Annotated in this window: 19 protein-coding genes; 6 read left to right on the forward strand and 13 right to left on the reverse strand. The window is 72.2% G+C overall.

Translation table 11 applies throughout. From position 1 onward, the window contains the following. Positions 1 to 16: 16 nt before the first annotated feature. The 6 genes from AACH11_RS23660 to AACH11_RS23685 all read right to left on the reverse strand — a co-directional run bounded on the left by AACH11_RS23660 (position 17) and on the right by AACH11_RS23685 (position 7,720). Positions 17 to 868 (reverse strand): carbohydrate ABC transporter permease, encoded by an 852-nt coding sequence (locus AACH11_RS23660; protein WP_341376753.1) that lies wholly within the window; start codon positions 866 to 868, stop codon positions 17 to 19. Then, positions 868 to 1,857: a carbohydrate ABC transporter permease gene (locus AACH11_RS23665; protein WP_341376754.1), complete on the reverse strand. Its 990-nt coding sequence runs from the start codon at positions 1,855 to 1,857 to the stop codon at positions 868 to 870. The genes AACH11_RS23660 and AACH11_RS23665 overlap by 1 nt, the downstream gene beginning before the upstream one ends. A gap of 5 nt (positions 1,858 to 1,862) precedes the next feature. After that, complete coding sequence (locus tag AACH11_RS23670) at positions 1,863 to 3,128, reverse strand: ABC transporter substrate-binding protein (RefSeq protein WP_423228809.1); 1,266 nt, start codon at positions 3,126 to 3,128, stop codon at positions 1,863 to 1,865. Positions 3,129 to 3,207: 79 nt separating this feature from the next. Beyond that, positions 3,208 to 5,196 (reverse strand): beta-galactosidase, encoded by a 1,989-nt coding sequence (locus AACH11_RS23675; protein WP_341376755.1) that lies wholly within the window; start codon positions 5,194 to 5,196, stop codon positions 3,208 to 3,210. 98 nt (positions 5,197 to 5,294) lie between these two features. Continuing rightward, on the reverse strand, positions 5,295 to 6,458 hold the full coding sequence (locus tag AACH11_RS23680) for an ABC transporter ATP-binding protein (RefSeq protein ID WP_341376756.1): 1,164 nt from the start codon (positions 6,456 to 6,458) through the stop codon (positions 5,295 to 5,297). A gap of 191 nt (positions 6,459 to 6,649) precedes the next feature. After that, positions 6,650 to 7,720 carry a LacI family DNA-binding transcriptional regulator gene (locus tag AACH11_RS23685; RefSeq protein ID WP_341376757.1) on the reverse strand — a complete coding sequence of 357 codons (1,071 nt, stop codon included), beginning with the start codon at positions 7,718 to 7,720 and terminating at the stop codon, positions 6,650 to 6,652. Positions 7,721 to 8,049: 329 nt separating this feature from the next. Here AACH11_RS23685 and AACH11_RS23690 point away from each other — a divergent pair, with 329 nt between their 5' ends. The 5 genes from AACH11_RS23690 to AACH11_RS23710 all read left to right on the forward strand — a co-directional run bounded on the left by AACH11_RS23690 (position 8,050) and on the right by AACH11_RS23710 (position 14,442). Then, on the forward strand, positions 8,050 to 8,964 hold the full coding sequence (locus tag AACH11_RS23690; RefSeq protein WP_341376758.1) for a carbohydrate ABC transporter permease: 915 nt from the start codon (positions 8,050 to 8,052) through the stop codon (positions 8,962 to 8,964). A gap of 70 nt (positions 8,965 to 9,034) precedes the next feature. Next, a complete protein-coding gene (locus AACH11_RS23695; protein WP_341376759.1) occupies positions 9,035 to 10,063 on the forward strand; it encodes a carbohydrate ABC transporter permease in 1,029 nt (342 codons plus the stop codon). A 191-nt stretch (positions 10,064 to 10,254) separates the two neighbouring features. Then, positions 10,255 to 11,619, forward strand: coding sequence for an ABC transporter substrate-binding protein (locus AACH11_RS23700; RefSeq protein ID WP_341376760.1), 1,365 nt, complete (start codon positions 10,255 to 10,257; stop codon positions 11,617 to 11,619). Positions 11,620 to 11,665: 46 nt separating this feature from the next. Next, complete coding sequence (melA, locus tag AACH11_RS23705) at positions 11,666 to 13,081, forward strand: alpha-glucosidase/alpha-galactosidase (RefSeq protein WP_341376761.1); 1,416 nt, start codon at positions 11,666 to 11,668, stop codon at positions 13,079 to 13,081. Positions 13,082 to 13,155: 74 nt separating this feature from the next. Beyond that, positions 13,156 to 14,442, forward strand: a complete 1,287-nt coding sequence (locus AACH11_RS23710) for a LacI family DNA-binding transcriptional regulator (protein WP_341376762.1) — start codon at positions 13,156 to 13,158, stop codon at positions 14,440 to 14,442. 33 nt (positions 14,443 to 14,475) lie between these two features. Here the strand turns inward: AACH11_RS23710 and AACH11_RS23715 are convergent, their stop codons facing one another. The 7 genes from AACH11_RS23715 to AACH11_RS23745 form a co-directional block, all read right to left on the reverse strand. Further along, complete coding sequence (locus AACH11_RS23715; RefSeq protein WP_423228810.1) at positions 14,476 to 15,204, reverse strand: SDR family NAD(P)-dependent oxidoreductase; 729 nt, start codon at positions 15,202 to 15,204, stop codon at positions 14,476 to 14,478. Positions 15,205 to 15,208: 4 nt separating this feature from the next. Beyond that, positions 15,209 to 16,198: a Bug family tripartite tricarboxylate transporter substrate binding protein gene (locus AACH11_RS23720; RefSeq protein WP_341376764.1), complete on the reverse strand. Its 990-nt coding sequence runs from the start codon at positions 16,196 to 16,198 to the stop codon at positions 15,209 to 15,211. 113 nt (positions 16,199 to 16,311) lie between these two features. Next, positions 16,312 to 17,082 carry an HpcH/HpaI aldolase family protein gene (locus tag AACH11_RS23725; protein WP_341376765.1) on the reverse strand — a complete coding sequence of 257 codons (771 nt, stop codon included), beginning with the start codon at positions 17,080 to 17,082 and terminating at the stop codon, positions 16,312 to 16,314. Positions 17,083 to 17,114: 32 nt separating this feature from the next. Further along, positions 17,115 to 18,278: an iron-containing alcohol dehydrogenase gene (locus AACH11_RS23730; protein ID WP_341376766.1), complete on the reverse strand. Its 1,164-nt coding sequence runs from the start codon at positions 18,276 to 18,278 to the stop codon at positions 17,115 to 17,117. Next, entirely contained in the window at positions 18,275 to 19,474 is a 1,200-nt protein-coding gene (locus tag AACH11_RS23735; RefSeq protein WP_341376767.1) for a sialidase family protein, read from the reverse strand. Before AACH11_RS23735 ends, AACH11_RS23730 begins: the two co-directional genes overlap by 4 nt. After that, positions 19,471 to 20,475 carry a 4-hydroxythreonine-4-phosphate dehydrogenase PdxA gene (pdxA, locus tag AACH11_RS23740; protein ID WP_341376768.1) on the reverse strand — a complete coding sequence of 335 codons (1,005 nt, stop codon included), beginning with the start codon at positions 20,473 to 20,475 and terminating at the stop codon, positions 19,471 to 19,473. Before pdxA ends, AACH11_RS23735 begins: the two co-directional genes overlap by 4 nt. 84 nt (positions 20,476 to 20,559) lie before the next feature. Beyond that, a complete protein-coding gene (locus AACH11_RS23745; protein WP_341376769.1) occupies positions 20,560 to 21,537 on the reverse strand; it encodes a Bug family tripartite tricarboxylate transporter substrate binding protein in 978 nt (325 codons plus the stop codon). 327 nt (positions 21,538 to 21,864) lie between these two features. On the opposite strand from AACH11_RS23745, the gene AACH11_RS23750 reads away from it, so the two are divergent. Beyond that, complete coding sequence (locus tag AACH11_RS23750; protein WP_341376770.1) at positions 21,865 to 22,695, forward strand: DeoR/GlpR family DNA-binding transcription regulator; 831 nt, start codon at positions 21,865 to 21,867, stop codon at positions 22,693 to 22,695. Positions 22,696 to 22,700: the final 5 nt, after the last annotated feature.

Raw genomic sequence — 22,700 nt, forward strand, 5'->3', positions numbered from 1 at the left:
CTGGGGAAGGGGCCGGTCAGCCCTTGGTGGCGCCGAGCGTCAGGCCGGCGATGAACTGCTTCTGCATCAGGAAGAAGATGGCCACCGGCGGCAGCGCGGCGACGATGGAGCCGGCCGACACCAGATGCCACTGCGCCACCCACAGGCCGTTGAGCGACTTCAGCCCGCCGGTCACCGGCATCGCGTGTTCGCCCTGGATCAGCACCGTGGCCCAGAAGTAGTCGTTCCAGATGAAGGTGAAGACCAGCACGGACAGCGCGGCCAGCGCCGGGCGCACCAGCGGCAGCACGACGCGGCGGAAGATCTGCCATTCGCTGGCGCCCTCGATGCGCGCGGCCTCGATCAGCTCATAGGGCAGATCGCGGATGAAGTTGCGCATGAAGAAGGTGCAGAAGCCGCTCTGGAAGGCGATGTGGAACAGCACCAGGCCGCTGATCGTGTCGTACAGGCCCAGCTGCACGCTGAGCTCGCGCACCGGCACCATCAGGATCTGGAACGGCACGAAGTTGCCGCCGACGAACAGGAAGAACAGCGCCAGATTGCCCTTGAAACGGTAGACGCCGAGGGCGAAGCCGGCCAGGCAGGCCAGGCCGACCGCGCCGATGACGGTGGGCACCGTCACCAGGAAGCTGTTGCCGATGTAGCGCAGGATGGGCGTGTGGCGGAACACGTCACCGTAGTTCTGCGCGATCTGCCACTGGCTGGGCCAGCCCCAGTAGTTGCCGCTGGCGATGTCGCCCTGGCCGCGGATCGAGGTCAGCGCCACCGCGATGATGGGCAGCAGCCACACCAGCAGCGCCAGCGGCAGGCCGATGCGGTAGAGCGCCTGCGTGGCGCGCGAGGTGCGCTGGATCGGTGTCGGGAACATCAGTGCAGGTCCTTCTCTTGCTGCCGGATGCGCCACAGCACGAACACGATGTAGACCAGCATGATCGCGAACAGCACGGTGGCGATGGCGGTGCCGTAGCCCATGCGGTAGCCGTACTCGGACAGCGCCTGCTCGTACATGTAGTACGCCAGCACGCGCGAGGAGCCGTAGGGGCCGCCGGCGGTCATGATCGAGACCATGTCGAAGCTGCGCAGCGAGCCCACCACGGTGACGACCACCGCGATGAAGGTGGCCGGGCGCAGCTGCGGCAGCACGATGCGCCACAGCATGGTCCAGCCGCGCGCACCCTCCAGCCGCGCGGCCTCGATCAGGTCGGGCCGCACGTTGTTCAGGCCCGTCAGGTACAGGATCATGCAGTAGGCGATCTGCGGGTAGAGGCCCGCGGCCACGATGGCCCAGGTCACCCACTGCTCGTCGGCCAGCACGGCCAGATCGGGCCGTCCGAACAGGCCGAAGACCTTGTCGACGATGCCGAGCGCCGGGTTGTAGAACCAGGTGAAGACCAGGCCGATGACGACCTGCGAGATCACGAAGGGAAAGAAGAACAGCGACTTCACCGCGCGGATGCCGAACACCGTCTGGTTCAGCAGCAGGGCCAGGCCCAGGCCGGCCGGGATGGCCAGCAGGAAGCCGAACAGCCAGATCAGGTTGTTCTTCAGCGCGGTGTGGAAGTCGGGGTCCTCCATCAGCTCGCGGTAGTTGCCGAGGCCGACCCAGGCGGGCTGGCCCAGGCCGTCCCAGTCGTACAGGCTCAGGCCGATGGATTCGACGATGGGCGCGATGACGTAGGCCAGGAACAGCAGCAGCGCCGGGCTGAGGAACAGCCACGGCGCCAGGCGCCGCTGGTGGCGGGCCCACCAGGACGCCGGGGCCGCGGCGACCGCCGGTGACGCGCCGTGGGCGAGCGGAAGGGGACGGCCCGCGGACGGGCTGGCCACCGGATTCAGGCGCACGTCGGCCACCGGCATGCTCCTCACTTGTAGACGCGCTTGCGCACGCTCTCCAGGCGCTCGAGGACTTCCTTGCGGCTCTCGGGCTTGATCATGTAGCGCTGGAAGCCTTCCATGCCGGCCTTGGCCATCTCGGCCGGTGCGTCGCGGTCATAGAACTGGCCCAGGCCGGCGGCGCCCGACAGCATCGCGAAGCCGTCCTTCAGGTAGGTGTCGGTGGGGCGGGTGGCGTCCTTGTTGACCGGCAGCTGGCCCAGGATCTCGTTGACCTTGGTCTGCGTCTCGGCCTTGGCCATGAAGGCCAGGAAGCGGCGGGCGTCGGCCTTGTTCTTCGCCTTGGCGGGGATGTGGGCGGTGTCGGTGGGCGCGTCCTCGGCCATCGGCACGTCGTTGATCTTCGGGAACTGCATGAAGCCCAGCTGGGCCTCGGTCAGGCCGGCCTTCTTCATCGGATCGACCGCGAAGTTGCCCATCAGGTACATCGCGGCCTCGCCCTTGACGAAGGCGGGCACCGCGTCCTGCCAGTCGATGGCCGCGTGGTTGGCCAGGAAGTAGCCGGGCTTGACCAGCTCGTCCCAGCGGTCGAAGACGGCCTGCACGCGCTTGTCGGTGTAGGGCACCTTGCCGGCGGTCAGGTCCATGTGGAAGCCGTAGCCGTTGACGCGCATGTCGAGGTAGTCGAACCAGCCGCCGGTGGGCCACAGCGCCTTGGTGCCGATGGCGAACGGGGTCACGCCCGCGGCCTTGAGCTTGGCGCAGGCCTCCAGCAGGGCCTTCCAGTCCTTGGGCACGGTCAGGCCGTGCTTGGCGAACACGTCCTTGCGGTAGTAGATGCCCCACTGGTAGTAGGTGTAGGGCACGCCCCACTGCTTGCCGTTGATCGTCATCGACGGCGTGGCCGACTTCAGCTTGTCGGTCAGCCCTTCCTTGGCCCAGACGTCGCTCACGTCCTCGAACAGGGCGGCCTTGACGAAGGGCGCCATGCGGTTGCCCGCGTACCAGGTGACGATGTCGGGCGGATCGGCGGTCAGGAAGTTGCGGATCGAGGTCTTGTAGCCCTCATGATCGAAGGTATTGATCTTGACCTGCACGTCCGGGTTGGCCGCCATGAAGGCCTTGGCCATGTGGTCCCAGGCCGCCTTGGGTGCCGGATCGGAGGCGTCGGTGTTGATCACCAGCGTGCCGGCCTGGGCCAGGCTGGCGACGGCGGCCAGGGCGATGGCCAGCGCGGCGCCGCGGGCGGTGGCGCGGGGGGCTTGCGGCGGATTCAGGGTCTTGCGGGACGTCACAGCGGGTCTCCTGTCGTGCGTCGCGTCGAGGCGGCGCGGGATGTCGTCGGGCCGGGCGGTGCCTGGGTCTCAGGCGCCGTCAGGTCCGCCAGATCGTCACGCCCTGGGGCGCGACCTGCTCCTCACCCAGCAGGCGCTCGGGCGGTGGGGCATCGGGGGCGCTGTCGTCGGCGGCCGGGCGCCAGGACAGCGGTTGATCGGTGAAGTTGACGGCGAAGGTCAGCGCGCCGCGGCGGCTGATGCGCAGGCCTTCGGGCAGGGTCTGCGGGCGCAGGCCGGCGGCGCGCGCGGCGTCGCCGAGCACCGTCTGCCAGCCGGCCTCGTCCAGCCAGCCGGCCACGGTGTGCACGCGGCCGTGGCGCAGCACGGCCGGGCTGCCGTCGGCATGGCGGGCGACGGTGACGGTCTGCTCGCCCGTGGGCTCCAGGTGGTCGCGCCAGCGGCTGGCGCTGGCCTGGCGGCCGTCGTCCCAGGTCAGCGTCTCGGTCAGGCCCGGCGGCAGCGATTCGACGCGGCCCACGCGTGCGCCGGCCAGGTCGGCCAGCGCGCCGGGCGGGCCGTCGGCCGGCCACTGCAGGTCGACCGTCTTGGCGCCGGCGCGCGGGCCCAGCACCAGCTGCGCCGCGCTCTGCGCCAGGCGCTGCACCAGGTCGTCGGCCGCGTGCAGCTGGGCCGGCAGCACGATCATCGCGTAGCGGCCGAGGGCCGCGTGCGGGCCGACGATGTCGACGTCCAGGCCGAGCGCGCGCAGCGCGCTGTAGACGCGGAAGCACAGCTCGACCGGGTCGTAGTCGGCGCCCTGGGGCTGGATCTGGGCCATCCACAGCGACGGATAGTCCAGCACCAGTGCGACGGCCGGCTGCGGCAGCGGCGCGTCGGTCAGTGCCGGGCCGAGGGCCTGCAGCTCACGGCCGACCTGCGCGGCCTCGTGGCCGCCGGGCGCGGTGACGCTGTCCGGGCGCAGCAGCCCGGTGTGCATCTGCTCCTGGCCGAAGGGCGCCTGGCGCCACCTGAAGTAGCTGACCACCTCGGCGCCATGGGCGCAGGCCTGCCAGGTCCACGCCCGCACCATGCCGTCGGCCGGCGCGGTGTTCCAGCGCGCCCAGTTGACGGGGCCGGGCTGCTGCTCCATCACCCACCAGCGGCCGCCCGCGCACATGCCGCGGTAGAGATCGTGGTGGAAGGCCGGGATGTCGGGATGGCCGGTGCGCGCCCAGCGCACCTTCTCCTGCGGGCTGAAGAAGAAGTCCTGGGTGAAGCCCAGCGGGTAGCTGTCCCAGGTGGCGATGTCCAGATCGGCGGCCACGTCGTGGTGGTCGAAGCCGGTGAAGAAGCCCATGAAGTTGTGGCTGACCGGCCGCCCGGGCGAATGCCGGCGCAGGATCTGCACCTGCTCGCGGTTGAAGGCCGCGACCTCGTCGGAGGCGAAGCGCCGCCAGTCCAGCCGGTGCGAGGGATTGGCCTCGGTGACGGTGCCCACCGGCAGATCCACCTCGTCGAAGCTGCGGTACTCCTGGCTCCAGAACACCGTGCCCCAGGCGCGGTTGAGCGCGGCCACGCTGCCGTAGCGCTTCTCCAGCCAGCGGCGGAAGGCGGCACGGGCGTCGGGCGAGGTCGACAGCACGGTGTCGTGGCAGCCGTACTCGTTGTCGGTCTGCCAGGCGACCACGGCCGGATGCTGGCCATAACGCTCGGCCACCGCGGTGCTGATGCGGCGCGATTCGGCACGCCAGCTGCGGCTGGAAAAGCAGGAGTGGCGGCGCGAGCCGAAGCCACGCACGCGGCCGTCCAGGCCGTGGGCCAGGATGTCCGGATGGGCATCGACCAGCCACTTCGGTGGCGTGGCGGTGGGCGTGCACATCACGATGCCGAGCCCGGCGGCGTGCAGGGTCTGCACCGCGCGGTCCAGCCAGGCCCAGTCGAAGCGGCCGGGCTCGGGCTCGATGCGGCTCCAGGCGAACTCGGCGATGCGCACCACGCGGATGCCGATGGCGGCCATGCGCGCGGCATCGTCGGCCCACAGGGCTTCGGGCCAGTGTTCAGGGTAGTAGCAGACGCCGAGTTGCATGGCGGTGGGGCGTGGTGGATGCCGCGCGCGGGCGGGCACCGCAGGTGGGCGGGAAGGGGGCGGTCGCTTCAGGCGGTTTCAGGTCGCTTCATGCCGTTTCATGCCGCTTCGGGCAGCGGCAGGTCCGCCTCGGTCACGCAGCGCGGCAGCGCGACGCCGTCGGGGCCGAACAGGTGCAGCGCGTCGGCCGGCAGGCCGATGGCCACGCGCTGGCCCGGGCTGGCGTGGGTCTGGCCCGGGGCGCGGGCGACCAGCGGGGCTTCGGTTCGGCCGTCCTGGCGGCCGCTGTCCAGGTACAGATAGGTGGCGTCGCCCAGGCGCTCCTGCCATTGCACGGGGCGCACCAGGTGCTGCACCGCGCTGCCCAGCACCGTGTGCTCGGGGCGGATGCCCAGGCTCACCGGGCTGTCGGGCGGCAGGGACTGCGCGTCGACGGCGGCGGCCAGCTCCTCGCCGCTGTCCAGCCGCACGCGGGCCAGGCCCGGGCGGGCCTCGACCAGGCGGCCGGCCAGCACGTTCATCTTGGGCGAGCCGATGAAGCCGGCGACGAACAGGTTGCGTGGCCGGTGGTAGAGCTCCAGCGGCGTGCCGCACTGGGCCACGCTGCCCTCGCGCTGCACCGCCTCGCCGCTGTTGAGCAGCAGGATGCGGTCGGCCAGCGTCATCGCCTCGACCTGGTCGTGGGTGACGTAGACGGTGGAGGCGTGGCCGAACTCGCGGTGCAGCTTGGCGATCTCGAAGCGGGTCTGCACGCGCAGCGCGGCGTCGAGGTTGGACAGTGGCTCGTCGAACAGGAAGACGCCGGGCTGGCGCACGATGGCGCGGCCGATGGCCACGCGCTGGCGCTGGCCGCCGGACAGGGCCTTGGGCTTGCGGTCCAGCAGGTGATCGAGCTGCAGCACGCGGGCGGCCTCGTCGACCTTGCGGCGGATCTCGGCCTTGGGCGTGCCGGCCAGTTCCAGCCCGAAGGACATGTTCTCGCGCACCGTCATGTGCGGAAACAGCGCGTAACTCTGGAACACCATGGCCACGCCGCGCTGGGCCGGGGCGACGTCGTTCATGCGCTGGCCGCCGATGTGCAGCTCACCGCTGCTGATGTCCTCCAGGCCCGCGATCATGCGCAGCAGCGTGGACTTGCCGCAGCCCGAGGGGCCGACGAAGACGCAGAACTCGCCCGCGGCGATGCTCAGGTCGACGTCGCGGATCACCGGGGTGTGGTCGCCGTAGCGCTTGCAGACGGCGTGCAGATCGATACCGGCCATGGTCGTGCGCCGGTGCGGCCGGCGTCGCGTGTTGCTGATGGCGGCGGATTCTGCTGCTAATAATATTGGCAAAAATCAGTGATAACCCGTGGGTGGCCGGGGCGGGCCCACCCTGGGGTCTGCGGACGTGGGGGCGGGCGGCGTGGCGGACGCCGGCCGGACCGGTGGCTGGGGGCCGGTGGCCGGTGCGCTCAGCGCCGGCGCACGCTCTCGCGCTCGACCAGCGGGCAGTCGATCTTGGTCAGCCAGCGGCGGCCGGCCGGCGCGGTGTCGGCGATCTGGCCGGTGGCCAGGCCCAGCAGCGCCTCGACGGCCGCGCGCCCCATCTCGTAGTTGGGCAGCACCATGGTCGTCAGCGGCGGGTGGGTGTGGCGCGAGATCTCCTGGTCGTCATAACCCATGACCGAGATGTCCTCGGGCACGCGCAGGCCGAGCTGGCGCAGCGCCTCCAGCGCGCCGATGGCCATCAGGTCGTTGGCGCAGAACAGCGCGGTCGGCGGGCGCGGCTCGCGCATCAGCGACAGCGTGGCGTCGTAGCCCGAGCCCGACATCCAGTCGCCGTCGCGCACCAGCGCCGGGTCGAAGGGCAGATCGGCGGTGGCCAGCGCGCGCTTGTAGCCCTTGAGCCGGTCCTTGGCCGCCTCCATCCAGGGCTCGCCGTTGATGAAGCCGATGCGCGGGTGGCCATGGCGGATCAGGTGCTCGGTGGCGCCGTGGCCGCCGCCGACCTCGCCCGGCACGATGGCCGGGCGGCGCAGCTCGTCGTCATGGCAGTTCAGCAGCACCACCGGCAGGTGGCCCGCGCGCAGCGGCTCGGGCAGCCGCACCTCGCGGGTGAAGATGGTCGAGTAGACGATGCCCAGCAGGCCCGGATGGGCGGCGAGGGCGGCCAGTGTGGCCGCCTCCTGCGCGGTGTTGCCGCGGGTGACGTGGACGGCCAGCACGCAGCCGTGCTCCCAGGCCGCATCGCGCGCACCGTCGACGCTGACCACCGGGTGCGGGCTGGTCGAGATCTCGTCGACCAGGTAGCCGATGACGGTGCGCGGCACCGCACCGCCAGCGCCACCAGCGCCGCCGGCGCCGGCCAGCGCCGCCTGCGGCTCGGGCTGGCCGTCGCGCCGCGGCAGGCGGTAGCCCAGGCGGGCGGCCTCCTCGAACACGCGGGCGCGGGTCTCGGGCGCGAGCCGTGCGCCGCTCATGTGGTTGAGCACCATCGAGACGGTGGACTGCGAGACGCCGGCCGCCTTGGCGACGTCGGTCATCGTCGGGCGGCGGGGGCTGGCGGCGGGCTTGGGGCGGGTCGTCACGGCGGGGCTGGGGGCTCGGGTCTGGCGCCGATCTTAGGGGGTCGGCCGCGGGGCGCCGTGCCGCCGCACGCGGGGGGCGGCCCGGTCTAGGTGTTGGTCCGGGTGTCGGACGGTCGTCGTTTGCTAATAATCAGCACCAGCTAACGCGCGTTAGCCAGCGTCTGACGGGCCTGCGATCGAACGCGGAACCCGCTGGATGCGCGGCCCACAGCTGCCGTGGCACGCCGCCGACGTGCGTTCGACACGCGCCTTTCCCCTCCGCCGCCACGCCCGGCCCACCGCCCATGACCGCACCGTCCACCCCCGCCGCACCCGGCGCGCTGTCCCGCACGCGCCGTGCCGAGACGCTCGCCGCGTGGGCGCTGCTGGCGCCGGCGCTGACCGGCTTCGCGCTGTTCCATGCCTGGCCGCTGTGGCGCGCGGTGCAGATCAGCCTGACCGACTGGAACCTGCTGCGCGAGCCGCGCTTCATCGGCCTGGACAACTACCTGCGCCTGTTCGAGGACGCCACGTTCTGGAACGGCATGAAACTCTCCGGCCTCTACGTGCTGCTGAACATCCCGCTGCAGACGGCGCTGGGCCTGTTCCTGGCCGTGGCCATGCACCGGCTGACGCGGTCGCTGACCGTGCGTGCGCTGGTGCTGCTGCCCTATCTGCTGTCCAACGTGCTGGTGGCGCTGATCTGGCTGTGGATGCTGGACCCGATGCTGGGCCTGGTGAACCACCTGATCAGCGCCGCGGGCCTGGAGCGCCAGCCCTTCTTCGGCGGCGCCGACAGCGCGCTGCTGACGGTGGCGGCGGTCAACATCTGGCGCCACATGGGGCTGGTGGCCATGCTGTTCCTGGCCGGCCTGCAGGCCATCCCGGCCAGCCTGTACGAGGCCGCCGCGCTCGAAGGCGCCAGCGAGTGGCAGATGTTCCGCCGCATCACGCTGCCGCTGCTGCGCCCGGTGATGGTCTTCGTGCTGGTCACCAGCGTGACCGGCTCGTTCCAGATCTACGACACGATCGCCGTCACCACCAACGGCGGCCCGCTGGACACCACCCGGGTCGTCGTCCACTACATCGTGCAGAACGCCTTCTCGTTCTACCGCATGGGTTACGCGTCCGCGATGGCCATGGTGCTGTGCGCGGTGATGGTGGTCTACACGCTGGCGCAGATGCGCCTGATGCGCGCGGCCGAGAGCGATCTGGCCTGAGCTGCTGCCGACGCCGCCGCCACTGCCGCCACCGCCGTCATCGCCGCCCCACAGCGCAACAAGGGTTCCCATGAGCGACACCACGACCCTGCCGGCTCCAGCCGTGGCCCGCGCGGACAGCGCGACGCCGCCGGCCCGTCCGGCCCACCCAGCCCACCCAGCCCATCCGGCCCATCCGGCCCATCCGGCCAGCCCGCTGCCCGCCACCGCCACCGCCCGCCGGCCGCGCCTGCCCTGGAGCCGGCTCGCCGCCTGGCTGGTGCTGGCGGCCCTGCTGACGCTGACGCTGGCGCCGTTCTGGATGATGCTGAAGACGGCGCTGACGCCGGCGGCCGAGCTGTTCGCCCAGAGCACCCGGCTGTGGCCCGAGGCGCCGACGCTGGACAACCTGCGCCGCGTGCTCGGCGGCATGGACGCGGCGCAGGCGATCGCCGCCGGCGGCTCGGGCGCGCGGATCGACGTCGGCGGCGCGGTCGTCAACTCGCTGCTGTTCACGGCCGTGGTGGTGGCGCTGCAGACCGCCAGCGCGGCCATGGCCGCCTATGCCTTCGCGCGTTTGCGCTTCCCGGGCCGGCAGGCGCTGTTCGGGTTGTTCGTCGCGTCGATGATGGTGCCGGGCGTCGTCACCTTCATCCCCAACTTCATCCTGATCAAGGACCTGGGCTGGCTGAACACGCTGCCCGGCCTGGTGGCGCCGTTCGCGCTGATGCAGGGCTTCTCGGTGTTCTTCCTGCGCCAGTTCTTCCTCTCGATCCCGCGGGACCTGGAGGAGGCGGCGCGGCTGGAGGGGGCCGGCTTCTGGTGCATCTTCCTGCGCATCGTGCTGCCGCTGTCGACCACGCCGTTGGCCACCATCGCCGTGCTGACCGGCATCGGCATGTGGAACGAGTTCTTCTGGCCCTCGCTGGTGGCGCGTGACGAGACCTGGCAGGTGCTGCCGGTCGCGCTGCAGGCCTTCAAGTCGCAGACGCCCCAGGGCCAGCCCGACTGGTCCGGCCTGATGGCCGCGGCCAGCCTGGCCGTGCTGCCCACCCTCGTGCTGCTGCTGGTGCTGGGCCGGCGGGTGGTCGAGTCGGTGCAGTTCAGTGGCGGCAAGTGAGGCGGGTGGCCGTGTGCTCCCCGCGGTCCCTGCGAGCCCTGTGGCTTGGCACCGCGCCGTGCCCGCGCCGGTCCGTCCGGCCGCCCCGCATCCCCCCGTGTTCCCCGGCGGCGCCCACCCAGGCGACGCCTCCTGCCGACGGGCCCGCAGCGGCCCGCACCGTTCCTGACCGACACATCGAGGAGACACGCATGCCGTTCGATCTGACCGCCATCCTGAGGATGCCCGCCCGGCGCTCGCACGCCGTGGCCCGTACCGGCGTGACCGCCAGCGCCATCACCCTGCTGGCCGGCGCACTCGCCCCGGCCGCCCAGGCCGCCGAGGTCAGGTACATGCTGTGGGACAGCAACCAGCTGCCCGCCTACCAGCAGTGCGCCGCCGACTTCGCGAAGAAGACCCCCGGCACCACCATCAGGATCACCCAGGCCGGCTGGAACGACTACTGGACGGCGATCTCCACCGGCTTCGTCTCCGGCACCGCGCCCGACGTCTTCACCAACCACCTGGCCAAGTACCCCGAGTTCGCGAAGAACCAGCAGCTGGTCGACCTCACGCCCTACATCCAGAAGGACAAGGTCGACACCCAGGCCTATGCCGCCGGTCTGGTCGATGTCTGGGGCCGCGACGGCAAGCAGTACGGCCTGCCCAAGGACTGGGACACCATCGGCTTCATCGTCAACCTGGCCCATGCGAAGAAGCAGGGCGTGACGCTGGCCGATCTGCAGGCCATGACCTGGAACCCGAAGGACGGCGGCAGCTTCGAGCAGTTGGTGCGCCGGCTGACCATCGACGCCAAGGGCCGCAATGCCGCCGATCCGGCCTTCGACCGCAAGTCGGTGGCCGTCTACGGCTACCAGAACCCCGGGCCCGGCGGCATGATGGGCCAGACCGAGTGGAGTCACTTCGCCGTCACCAACGGCTTCAGGTTCCAGGACAAGCCCTGGGCCGGCAAGTTCTTCTACGACGACCCGAAGCTGGCCGAGACGCTGGACTGGCTGGCCGGGCTGCCGGCCAAGGGCCTGTCGGCCGGCTACGAGAGCACGCGCAGCCTGGGCTCGGACGCGATGTTCGTCGGCGGCAAGGCGGCGATGGTGCCGCAGGGCTCCTGGATGATCACCTACTTCGCCGGCAACGCGAAGTTCGAGCATGCCTGGGTGCCGCTGCCCAAGGGTCCGAACGGCCGCCGCGCCACCATGTTCAACGGCCTGGCCGATTCGATCTGGGCCGGCTCCAAGGTCAAGGACGAGGCCTGGAAGTGGGTGAAGTACCTGGCCTCGGCCGACTGCCAGCAGGTGGTCGCCGGCCATGGCGTCGTCTTCCCCGCCATCCGCGGCATGGCCGAGAAGGCGGTCGAGGCGCAGAAGAAGAAGGGCGTCGACGCGTCCGCCTTCCTGGCGATGTCGAAGGAGCAGACCTTCCTCGCGCCGATCGCCGACAACGGCTCGCAGGTCGACGAACTGGTCAAGGGCGCGGTCGAGTCCGTGCTGCTGGGCCGGCAGCCGGCCGGCGTCGCGCTCAAGGACGCCAACGCCAAGGTCAACGCGCTGTTCCGCTGACCCCCTTCTTCCGACGTCATCCCCCTTCCCGAAAGGCCCCCACCGCATGAGCACCCGCCGCCCCAAGATCACCCTCATCGGTGCCGGCAGCACCGTCTTCACCCGCAACCTGCTGGGCGACATCCTGGCCTGGCCCGAGCTGGCCGAGGCCGAGATCGCGCTGCACGACATCGACGCCCACCGGCTGGACCTGTCGCGCCAGGTGGCCGAGCGTCTGGCCGGCCTGCTGGGCGCCAGGCCGCTGATCACCGCCACCACCGACCGCCGCCGCGCGCTCGACGGCGCGCGCTTCGTCATCAACACCATCCAGGTCGGCGGTTATCGCCCGTCGACGGTGATCGACTTCGAGATCCCGAAGAAGTACGGCCTGCGCCAGACCATCGGCGACACCCTCGGCATCGGCGGCATCATGCGCGCGCTGCGCACCATCCCCGTGCAGATGGCCATGCAGCGCGACATGGACGAGCTGTGTGCGTCCGGCGCCCTGCACCTGAACTACGTCAACCCGATGGCCATGCTGACCTGGGCGCTGAACCGGGCCAGCACCCGCGTGCCCACGGTGGGCCTGTGCCACAGCGTGCAGGGCACCGCCCACGAGCTGGCGCGCGATCTGGGCCTGCCGCCCGACGAGATCGACTACCGGTGCGCCGGCATCAACCACATGGCCTTCTACCTGCGGTTCGAGCACCGCGGCGAGGACCTGTACCCGCGCCTGCGCCAGATCCACGCCGAAGGCCGCGCGCCGGACTGGAACCGCGTGCGCTACGAGATGCTGGCCCAGCTCGGCCACTTCGCCACCGAGAGCAGCGAGCACTTCGCCGAGTACACACCCTGGTTCATCAAGAAGGACCGGCCCGAGCTGCTGGAGCGCTTCAACGTGCCGCTGGACGAGTACCCCGGCCGCTGCCAGGTCTACGAGCGGGCCTGGCCGCACATCGAGCGCGAGCTGCAGCAGCCGGGCGCGGCCGATCCGGCCGCCCTGCGCGCCGAGCTGGAGGCCGCGAAGATCCACGTCATGCCACGCGAAGTGAGCGGTGCGACCGGCCTCATCGAGGGCCTGCGCACCGTGAACCGCTCGATGGAGTACGGCGGCACCATCATCCACAGCATGGTCAGCGGCCAGCCCAGCGTCATCTACGGCAACGTGCCCAACCGCCAGCTGATCGACAACCTGCCGCAGGGCTGCTGCGTCGAGGTGCCGTGCCTGGTCGATGCCAACGGCGTGCAGCCCACGCGCGTCGGCGCGCTGCCGGTGCAACTGGCCGCGCTGATGCGCACCAACGTCAACGTGCAGGAGCTGGTGGTCGAGTCGGTGTTCAGCCAGCGGCGCGACCATGTGTACCATGCGGCGATGCTGGATCCGCACACCGCGGCCGAGCTCGATCTGTCGCAGATCCGCGCGATGGTCGACGAGCTGCTGGCCGCCCACGGCGACATCCTGCCCGAGTACCTGCGGGGCTGACGCGGCGGGCGCCGCGCGGCGCACCGGGCGGCCGGCGGCCTGCAGGGTCCGCTGCCTTGCCGTTCCCGCCGCCGATGTCTCCGCCCCGTCCACCGTCCAGCCCCCCGCCCGCCCGCCAGCCGCCGGCCCGCAAGGCGCCCACCAGCGCCGAGGTCGCCCGGGTGGCGGGGGTCTCGCGCACCACGGTGTCCTTCGTGCTCAACGGCGTCGCGCACCAGGGCATCAGCGAGGCCACGCGCGAGCGGGTGCTGGCCGCCGCGCGCGAGCTGGGCTACACGCCGCATGCCGGCGCCCGGCGCCTGGCCGGCGGGCGCAGCCACACGGTGGGCGTGCTGATCCCGCGGCTCAAGCACCTGTACGTCGATGTTTTTCTGGCCCAGCTGGTGGCAGCGGTCAACGACCGCTGCCGGGCGCTGGGCCTGCGCCTGCTGGTCGAGGCCTGTGGTGACGAGGGCGCCGAGCACGGCCCGCCGCCCAGCGCCGACCGCGTGCGGGCGCTGATCCGCGGCGGCGCGGTCGACGGCCTGATCGCCTTCGGCGGCGACGCGGCGCTGAACCGCGCGCTGCTGGAAGGGCCCGGGCACGGCGTGCCGGTGGTGATGATCGGGCTCGACCTGCCCGGGCTCGGCACGCTGCCCTGCGTCGGCAGCCCGGGCGTGGCGGCGGCGCGCGCGCTGGTCGAGCACCTGATCGCCGGCGGCCGGCGCCGCATCGGCTTCATCGACTACGAGACCCACGCCGCGCCCGAGGGGCCGGCCGATGGTCCCGCGGATGGTCCCGCCGATGGCCTGGTGCCGCCGGCGTCGCGGACGGTCGGCGAGCGGGAGCAGGGCTGGCGCGCGGCGCTCGCGGCCGCCGGCCTGCCGGCACCGCCGGCCTGGTGCGCGCAGGCCGACATCACCGCCGAGAGCGGGCATCGGGCGATGGTCGCGCTCCTGGCGGCCGCGGCCGCTGCAGGCACGACCACGACCATCGGCACGGGCACGGGCACGGGCTCGGCCGAGACCAACGACACCGACACCGACACCGACACGGCATCGGCCCACGCATCAGCATCCTCAGCGCCCCCGCTGGATGCCGTCTTCGCCGGCAACGACACCATCGCCTTCGGCGCGCTGCGGGCGCTGCGCGAGGCCGGCTGGCGGGTGCCGCAGGACATCGCGCTGGTCGGCTTCGACGACATCCCGCTGGCGCCGTATGCCGAGCCGCCGCTGACCACCGTCCACACCGATGCCGCCGCCCACGGCCATGCCGCGATGGACCTGCTGGCCGCGCTGATGGACGGCCGCACGCCCGAGCGCAGCCGCATCGAGCTGCCGACACGGCTGGTGGTGCGGCGCTCCTGCGGCGTGGCGGGCTGAACGCGGATCCGCGGCCGCAGGTCGACCGGCCCCTCAACGCGGCAGCGACGATCCCCCGCAGACCTGGATTTCCTGCCCGGTGATCGGCGCGGCCGCCGGCGACAGCAGGAAGGCGACCAGTGCGGCCACCTCCTCGGGCCGCACCAGGCGGCCCATCGGCGGCAGGCGCGGCGTGGTGCCGGCGCGGGCCGGATCGGCCAGCATCGGCGTGTCGGTGGCCGCGGGCGAGACCACGTTGACGGTCACGCCGCGGGCCACCACCTCGGCGCCCCAGCTGCGCGCCAGCGAGACCAGCGCGGCCTTGCTGGCCGCGTACTGGCTGCGCCCGGCCTGGCCGTGGGCGGTGCGGCTGCCCAGCAGCACGCAGCGGCCGCCGCCGGCCTCGGCCATGCGCGGCAGCAGCGCGTCGGCCAGGCGCTCGGCGGCGGCCACGTGCACCCGCCACAGCCGCTCGCCGCCGTCCGCATCCAGCGCGCCGAGCGCTGCGCCGCGCATCAACCCGGCCGCATGCACCAGGGCCTGCGGCGTGGGCAGCGTGGGCGCCAGCGCGCCGAGCGCGGCGGTGTCGGCCAGATCGACGGCGACGTGGGTGTAGGCCGGATGGACGTGATCCCCGGCCCCGCGCGACAGGCCGATCACCCGCCAGCCGCCGTCCAGCAGCGTGCGCGCGATCGCCTGCCCGATGCCGGAGCTGGCGCCGGTGACGAGGGCCAGCGGGGCGGCCGCGCCGGTCGCCGGCCGATCCGGCCGCCCCTGCGTCAGCCCCTCATTCGGCACGGATGCCCGCCTCGGTGACGATCTTCTGGCTGCGGGCCATGTCCTCGCGCTGGAACTTCTGGAAGTCCTCGACGCTGCCGCCGCCCACCAGCAGGCCCTGGCTGACCAGCTTGTCGCGCATCTCGCCGGCCAGCGCCTTGTGGACCTCGGCGCTCAGGCGGGCGGTGACCTCGGCCGGCAGCCTGGCCGGGCCCCACAGCCCGTACCAGCTGTAGAACTCGAAGCCAGGGATGGACTCGCCGACGGTGGGCACGTCGGGCAGCGTCGGCACGCGGGCCTTGGACGTGACGGCCAGGATGCGCAGCTTGCCGCCCTTGTGGAAGTTGACCGCGCCCAGCAGCGGATCGACGAAGCCGTCGATCTGGCCGCCGATCAGGTCCTGGAAGGCCGGCGCCGTGCCCTTGTACGGCACGATGGTGACGTCGAAGCCGCCCGAGCGGGCCAGCAGTTCGGTCGCCAGGTTGCCGGCCGAGCCCGAGGAGCCGATGGCGAAGGTCAGCTTGCCCGGGTTGGCCTTGGCGCGGGCGATCAGGCCCTTGATGTCCTGCACCGGCAGGCCGTTCGTGACCGAGACGGCCAGCGGCGCCTTGGCCACGAGGGCGATCGGCTGGAAGTCGCGCCAGACGTCGTAGGGCGCGCTCTTGACCGTCATCGGCGTGGTGGTGAAGGTGCTGGCGTTGAACAGCAGCGTGTAGCCGTCGGCCGGCGCCTTGGCCACCGCATCCGAGCCGACCATGCCGTTGCCGCCGGCGCGGTTCTCGACGATGAAGGTCTGGCCGGTCTGCTCGCCCAGCTTCTGCGCCAGCAGGCGGCCGACGGTGTCCAGCGTGCCGCCGGGCGGAAACGGGATGATGAACTTGACCGGCCGGGCCGGCCAGGTCTGGGCGGACGCCGTGCCGGGCAGGGCCAGGCCGAGGACGGCGGTGGCCAGCGCGCAGGCCGAGGCCGCGCCGGCACGCAGGAAGCGCGAGCGGTTCATGGGATGTCTCCTGAGGGGAAGGGTCCGCGCCGACGGCATGGGCCGGCGCTGGGTCTGGGTCTGGATCGGGGCGGTCCGGGCCGGGCCTGTCCGCGACAGGCCCCGGTGTCACCTCAGGCCGGCGTGTAGCGCCGGACCAGCGCGTCGGCCGCGGCCACCAGCAGGTGCAGGTCGGTGCCGATGCCCACCATCGTCGCGCCGGCCTCCAGGTAGTGCTCGGCCTTGCCGTCGGCCGCCAGGATGCCGACCGCGCAGCCCGCCGCCCGGGCGATGCCGATGGCGCGCGCGATCTCGGCCTGCACCTCGGGCCGGCCGGCGCCGCCGCGGTGGCCGAGGCTGGCCGCCAAGTCCGACGGGCCGATGAAGACGGCGTCGACGCCGGGCACGCGGCAGATCGCGTCCAGCTCGGCCAGCGCCTCGCGCGACTCGATCTGCAGGATCAGGCCGATCTCGTCATTGGCGCGCGCCATGTAGTCGGTGTAGCGGGTCCAGCCGCCGGCACGCGTGCTGCCGGCCACGCCGCGCAGGCCTTCGGGCGCGAAGCGGGTCCAGGCCACGGCCTCGGCGGCCTCGGCCGCGCTGCGGATGTTGGGCACCATCACGTTGGGCGCACCGGCATCCAGCACGCGCTTGATCCAGGCCATGTCGTGGATGGGCACGCGCACCACCGGCGTCACCGGCGTGCCGCGCAATGCCAGCAGCTGCTGGCCGACCGTCTCCAGGTCGTTGGCCGTGTGCTCCATGTCCATCAGCATCCAGTCGAAGCCGGAGCCGGCCAGCGACTCGACGATGGGCGCGTAGGGGAAGTTGATCCACAGGCCGAGCTGGCGCGTGTGGGCGCGCAGGGCCTGCTTGAAGGTGTTGACGGGCAGCGAGCGGCTCATCGGGGTGTCTCCTCGTTCGGTCGTCCAGGCGCTCAGATCAGCGCGGCGTAGATCGCGCGCATGTCGGCGCGCGACATCGGACGCGGGTTGTTGTCCAGCAGGCGCGTGACCTTGGCCGCGCCGTCGACCAGGCCGTCCAGGTCCTCGGGCTTCACGCCCACGGTCTTCAGGTCGCTCGGGATGCCGAGGTCCTCGTTGAGGCGGCGCAGCGCGGCGACGAAGGCGTCGGCGGCCTCGCCATCGCCCAGGCCCTCGGTGTCCAGGCCCATCGCGCGGGCCATGGCGGCGAAGCGGCGCTCGTTGCCGACGCGGTTGAAGGCCATCACGGTCGGCAGCAGCATCGCGTTGGACAGCCCGTGCGGCACACGGTACTTGCCGCCCAGCGGGTAGGCCAGCGCGTGCACGGCGGTGGTGCTGGAGGTGGCGATGCAGGCGCCGCCGTAGTAGGCGCCCAGCAGCAGGTCGGCGCGGGCGGCCAGGTCGGTGCCGTCGGCGCAGGCGCGGCGGATGCTGCCGGCGATCAGGCGGATGGCCTCCAGGCCGTACAGGTCGGAGAAGGGCGTGGCCTTCTTCGAGCAGTAGCACTCGATGGCGTGGGTCAGCGCGTCCATGCCGGTCGCGGCGGTGACGGCCGCCGGCAGGCTGACGGTCAGCGCCGGGTCCAGGATCACCGCGTCGGGCATCAGCAGCGGGCTGACGATGCCGACCTTCAGCGCGTCCTCGGCCACCAGGATGATGGAGTTGGGCGTGGCCTCGGAGCCGGTGCCCGAGGTGGTGGGCACCATGAAGGTGGGCAGGCCGCGGGCGGCGAGGGTCTGGCGCTTGTCGAGCAGGGCGCGCAGGTCCAGCGGATGGGCCAGCAGCACGGCGACGATCTTGGCCACGTCCATCGCGCTGCCGCCGCCGATGCCGACCACCAGCTGGTGATCGCCGCCGCGGCGGGCCTCGGCCAGCACGGCCTCGACGTCGGCCACCTCGGGCTCGGGCGGCGTCGAGTCGATGACCTGCACCTGGCAGCCGGCCGCGGCCAGCGCCGCGCGGGCGGGCTCGACCAGGCCGGCGCGGGCCACGCCGCGGTCGCTGATGATCAGCACGCGGCTGGCGCGCCATTCGGCCGCCAGCGTGGGCAGCTGGGCCAGACTGCCGGCGCCGCCGATGACGCGGCCGGCGTGGTGGAGGGTGTAGGTCGTGCTCATGCGCGGCTCAGCCAGTCGTCGGTGATCGCCAGATGCCGGATGCGCTGGCGGTGGTGGGTGTAGGCCACGTGCAGCACGCCGTCGGGCGTCTGCACCAGGCTGGGATAGCTCAGCTCGCGGTTGCGCTGCTCGGCCGAGTTGTTGGTCATGCAGTAGCCGTCGCCGGTCTCCAGATCGCGGCGGATCGGCCAGCTCAGGCCGTCGTCGTCGGACAGCGCCAGCGTCATCGGTGCGCGCGGCGTGCCCCAGAAGGCGCTGCGGGCGGCGGCGGGGGCGGCGTAGGTGGCGGCCGGCGTGGCATCGGGGCCCTCGGTCTCGTCCTCGATCTCGTCGTAGAGCGAGACGCGGCGCTCGGTGGCCTGCTCGGCGCTGATGGCGTTGAAGACCATCGCCAGCCAGCCGGCGTGCGTGCCGTGCTGCAGCCGGATCACCTGGATCGACGAGTTGTTGTTGGGCAGCACGGTGGGCTGCGGCGCGGACCAGCGCACGCCGTCGGCCGAGGTGCTGCGCCAGACGTGGTCGGCCCAGCGGCTGCGGTAGAAGGCCAGCAGGCCCTGGCCGTCGCGCGCCGGCACGATGTTCATGTGCACGGCGCCCAGGCTGTCGGGCACGGCGTGCTCGGTCCAGCTGCGGCCGGCGTCGGTCGACACCAGCACCGCGCTGTCGTCGGCATCGCCCGACCAGCGTGCGCCGCCGACCGTGCGGCAGTGCCAGATCGGCAGCAGCCAGCGGCCCTGGTGCACCACCGGCGGATGGCGCACGAACAGGCCGGTGTCGGGCAGCAGGGCCTCGGGTGCCGACCAGCTGTGGCCGCCATCGGTCGAGCGGCGCACGCGCACGATGGCCGTGTCCTGGTGGCCCGAGCGCTGGGCGGTGTGCAGCAGCCACAGCGTGCCATCGGGCGCCGGCCACAGGATGGGGTTCTGCTCCGAGCGCGCGGCATCGTGCGAGAGCTGCTGCGGCACGCTCCAGCCCTGCGCCGTGCGGCGGGCGAACCACACCGAGATGTCGGCCACGCCCTCCTGCGTGCCGCCGAACCAGACGCAGCCCAGGCTGCCGTCGGCCAGGGGCATCAGGTTGGCCGCATGGCACTGCACGGTGGGCGCGGGCAGGTCGTCGGCCAGCAGGCCGCTGGCCAGGCCGCTGGCGTCACCGGCGGCGCGGGCGCCTTCCAGCCAGGACGTGGACGCCGTCATGCGGCCTGCGCGGTGCGGTCCGCGCCCTCGATCAGGTGCATCGCGTACTCGACCGCCTCGACCAGGCTGTCGGCATTGGCGCGGCCGGTGCCGGCGATGTCGAAGGCCGTGCCGTGGTCGACCGAGGTGCGCAGGATGGGCAGGCCCAGCGAGATGTTGACGCCGCTGATCGCCTGCCACTGGCCAGTGGCCGGATCGACGTTGAAGCCCAGCAGCTTGACGGGAATGTGGCCCTGGTCGTGGAACATCGCCACCACCGCGTCGTACTGGCCGGCGCGCAGCTTGATGAACACGGTGTCGCCCGGGTGCGGGCCGCTGAAGTCGAAGCCCTTGGCCGCGTACTCGCGGATCACCGGGGCGATGACGGCGTCGTCCTCCTTGCCCAGGATGCCGTTCTCGCCGGCATGCGGGTTCAGGCCGGCCACGGCGATGCGGGGGGCCTGCAGGCCCAGGCGGTGCAGCGCGTCGATGGTGACGTCGAACACGCGGCGCAGGCGCTCGGGCGTGACGCGGCGCGGCACGTCGGCCAACGCGCAATGCGTGGTGACGTGCGAGACCCGCATGCCGCCGTGGGCCAGCATCATCACCGCGTCGCGCTGGCCGGTCAGGTGGGCCAGCATCTCGGTGTGGCCCTCGAAGGCATGGCCGGCCAGGTGCAGCGCCTCCTTCGACAGCGGGGCGGTGACGATGGCCTGCGACTGCCCGGCCTGCACGCGGCGCACCGCGCGTTCGACCGCACGGTAGGCCCACTCGCCGCCGGCGGCCGAGACCTGGCCGACGGTGATCGGCGCGTCCACCGGGCCCACGTCGACCATCTCGTAGGGCGGCGCGTCGTCCAGCGCCAGCTGGGCCTCGGCGCGGCGCATGGCCTCGCCGCTGCCGCAGACCTCCAGCGCCAGCGTGCCGGCGTCGATCTGCGGCCGCAGCGTGCGCGCGGCCTTGGCGATGATCTCGGGGCCGATGCCGGCCGGATCACCCATCGTGATGGTGAGTCGAATCATGGAACCTCGGGGGGACGGGAAAGGGTTGGACGGGCCCGTGTGGGCGGAACGCAGCGGGGGGAACGGGCCCGTGCCGGCGGGCCGTCAGTCGGCCTTGATGTTGGCGGTCTTGATCAGCTTGCCGATGCGGTCGTACTCGATGGGCACCAGACGGGCGAGTTCAGCGGCATCGCCGCTGGCCGTGCTCACGCCGACGCCGCGCAGCTTGTCGATCACCTCAGGGTTCTTCAGCGCCTTCTGCAGCGCGCCGGAGAGCTTGGCCACCACGTCCTTGGGCGTCTTGGCCGGGGCGAACAGGCCGTACCAGGCGCTGAACTGCCACTGCGGATAGCCCGATTCGGCGAAGGTCGGCACGGTGGGCAGATCGGCCGAGCGCTGGGCCAGGCCGATGGCGATCGGGCGCACCTTGCCGCCCTTGATCTGGCCCATGGCGGCGGTGGTGGTGTCGAAGATCACGTGCAGGCGGCCGCCGATCAGGTCCAGCGAGTGCGCGTTGCCGCCCTTGTAGGGCACGTGGGTCATCTTCGTGCCGCTCATTTCGGTGAACAGCTCGCCGGCCAGGTGCAGCGGCGAGCCGTTGCCCGAGGAGCCGTACATCACCGAGCCCGGGTTCTTCTTGTCGGCGTCCACCAGGTCCTTGAGCGACTTGTAGGGCGAGTCGACGTTGACGTTGACGACGATCGGGGCCTGGCCGATCAGGCCGATGGCCTCGAAGTCGGTCAGCGGGTTGAAGTCGGCCTTGATCAGGTGCGGGCTGGCGGCGTGCGTGGCCAGACCGCCGACCAGCACCGTGTAGCCGTCCGGCGCGGCCTTGGCCACGGCGTTGGCGCCCAGCAGCGCGCCGGCACCCGGCTTGTTGTCGACGATGACGGTGGCGCCGAGCGCCTCGCCCATCTTCTGGCCGAGCAGGCGGCCCAGCATGTCGTTGGCGCCGCCGGCCGGGTAGGGCACGACCACGGTGATCGGCTTGGACGGGAAGGTGTCGGCGAAGGCGGTGCCGGCGCAGCAGGCGCTGGCCAGGGCGACGGCGGCCAGGGCGGCGCGGCGGGTGATCGGGTGCATGGAAGTCTCCTGGTGGGTGTCGTTGCGCTCACGATCCCTTTGGCGTTGGCTGCGCGGTTCTGGAAGATCCGGTGCCTGAATCGCTCATTCTGCGTCGGGAGCGGTCTCAATGATGCATAAACTTCCACAAACGATCAATAACGTCCAAATCCGGTCAAACCCCGATGGCATGATGTCGGCGCGCGGTGATCCACTCGCGCCGCGGTGCCTGTCACCGCCGCGGGGATCGCCGTCCGGCCCCCCGCGACCCTCGCCCGCCGCCCACGGCGCGGGCCGGGCGAGGGGCCCGACCCGGGCGCCCGCTGCCCACCGTTCCGCCCACCGCCCATGTCCGATCCGATGTCGCCGTCCGACGCCCCCCCCGACGTCAGCCCTGCCACCAACCTGCTGCCCGCCCAGCGCCGCCAGCGCATCATCGAGTTCCTGCGCCGGCATGGCGCCGTCACGCTGGCGCAGCTGGAGCAGGCGCTCGGCGTGTCCGTCAGCACGCTGCGGCGGGATCTGGACACGCTGGCCGACCGCGGCGAGATCGACCGCACCCACGGCGGCGCGCTGCTGCGCCACCAGGACTACAGCACCTTCGAGCCCGACCGCCATGCCGCCAGCGCGCTGGCCGCCGGCGAGAAGGCCGCCATCGGCCGTGCCGCCGCCGAGCAGCTGCAGCCGCGCCAGAGCGTGATCTTCGACAGCGGCAGCACGGTGCTGGAGGCCGCGCGCGCCGTCGTCCAGCGCGGCATCGCGCTGACGGCGGTGACCAACGACCTGGCCATCGCCCAGATCCTGGGCGCCAGCGCGCAGATCCAGGTGCATGTGCTGGGCGGCGTGCTGCGCCCGGGCAGCCCGACGCTGATCGGCGACGCGCTGATCCAGTCGGCCCGCCTGATCCAGGCCGACGTGCTGCTGTGCGGCGCCCACGCGCTGACCGACGGCCTGATCAGCGAGACCTCGGCCGACGTGGCCGCGGCCAAGCGCGCGCTGATCCGCGCCGCCAGCGTGCGCCGCCTGCTGGTGGACGCCGGCAAGCTCCGCCCGCGCGCCTTCATGCAGGTGGCCCCGGTCGCCGAGTTCGACGAGGTGCTCACCGCCGGCGACGTGCCGGCCGACGAGATCGAGCGCCTGGAGGGCCTGGGCGTCAAGGTGACGCTGGTGACGGGCTGAGGGCG

The sequence above is a fragment of the Pseudaquabacterium rugosum genome, from assembly GCF_038066575.1.
Classification (GTDB): domain Bacteria; phylum Pseudomonadota; class Gammaproteobacteria; order Burkholderiales; family Burkholderiaceae_C; genus Pseudaquabacterium; species Pseudaquabacterium rugosum.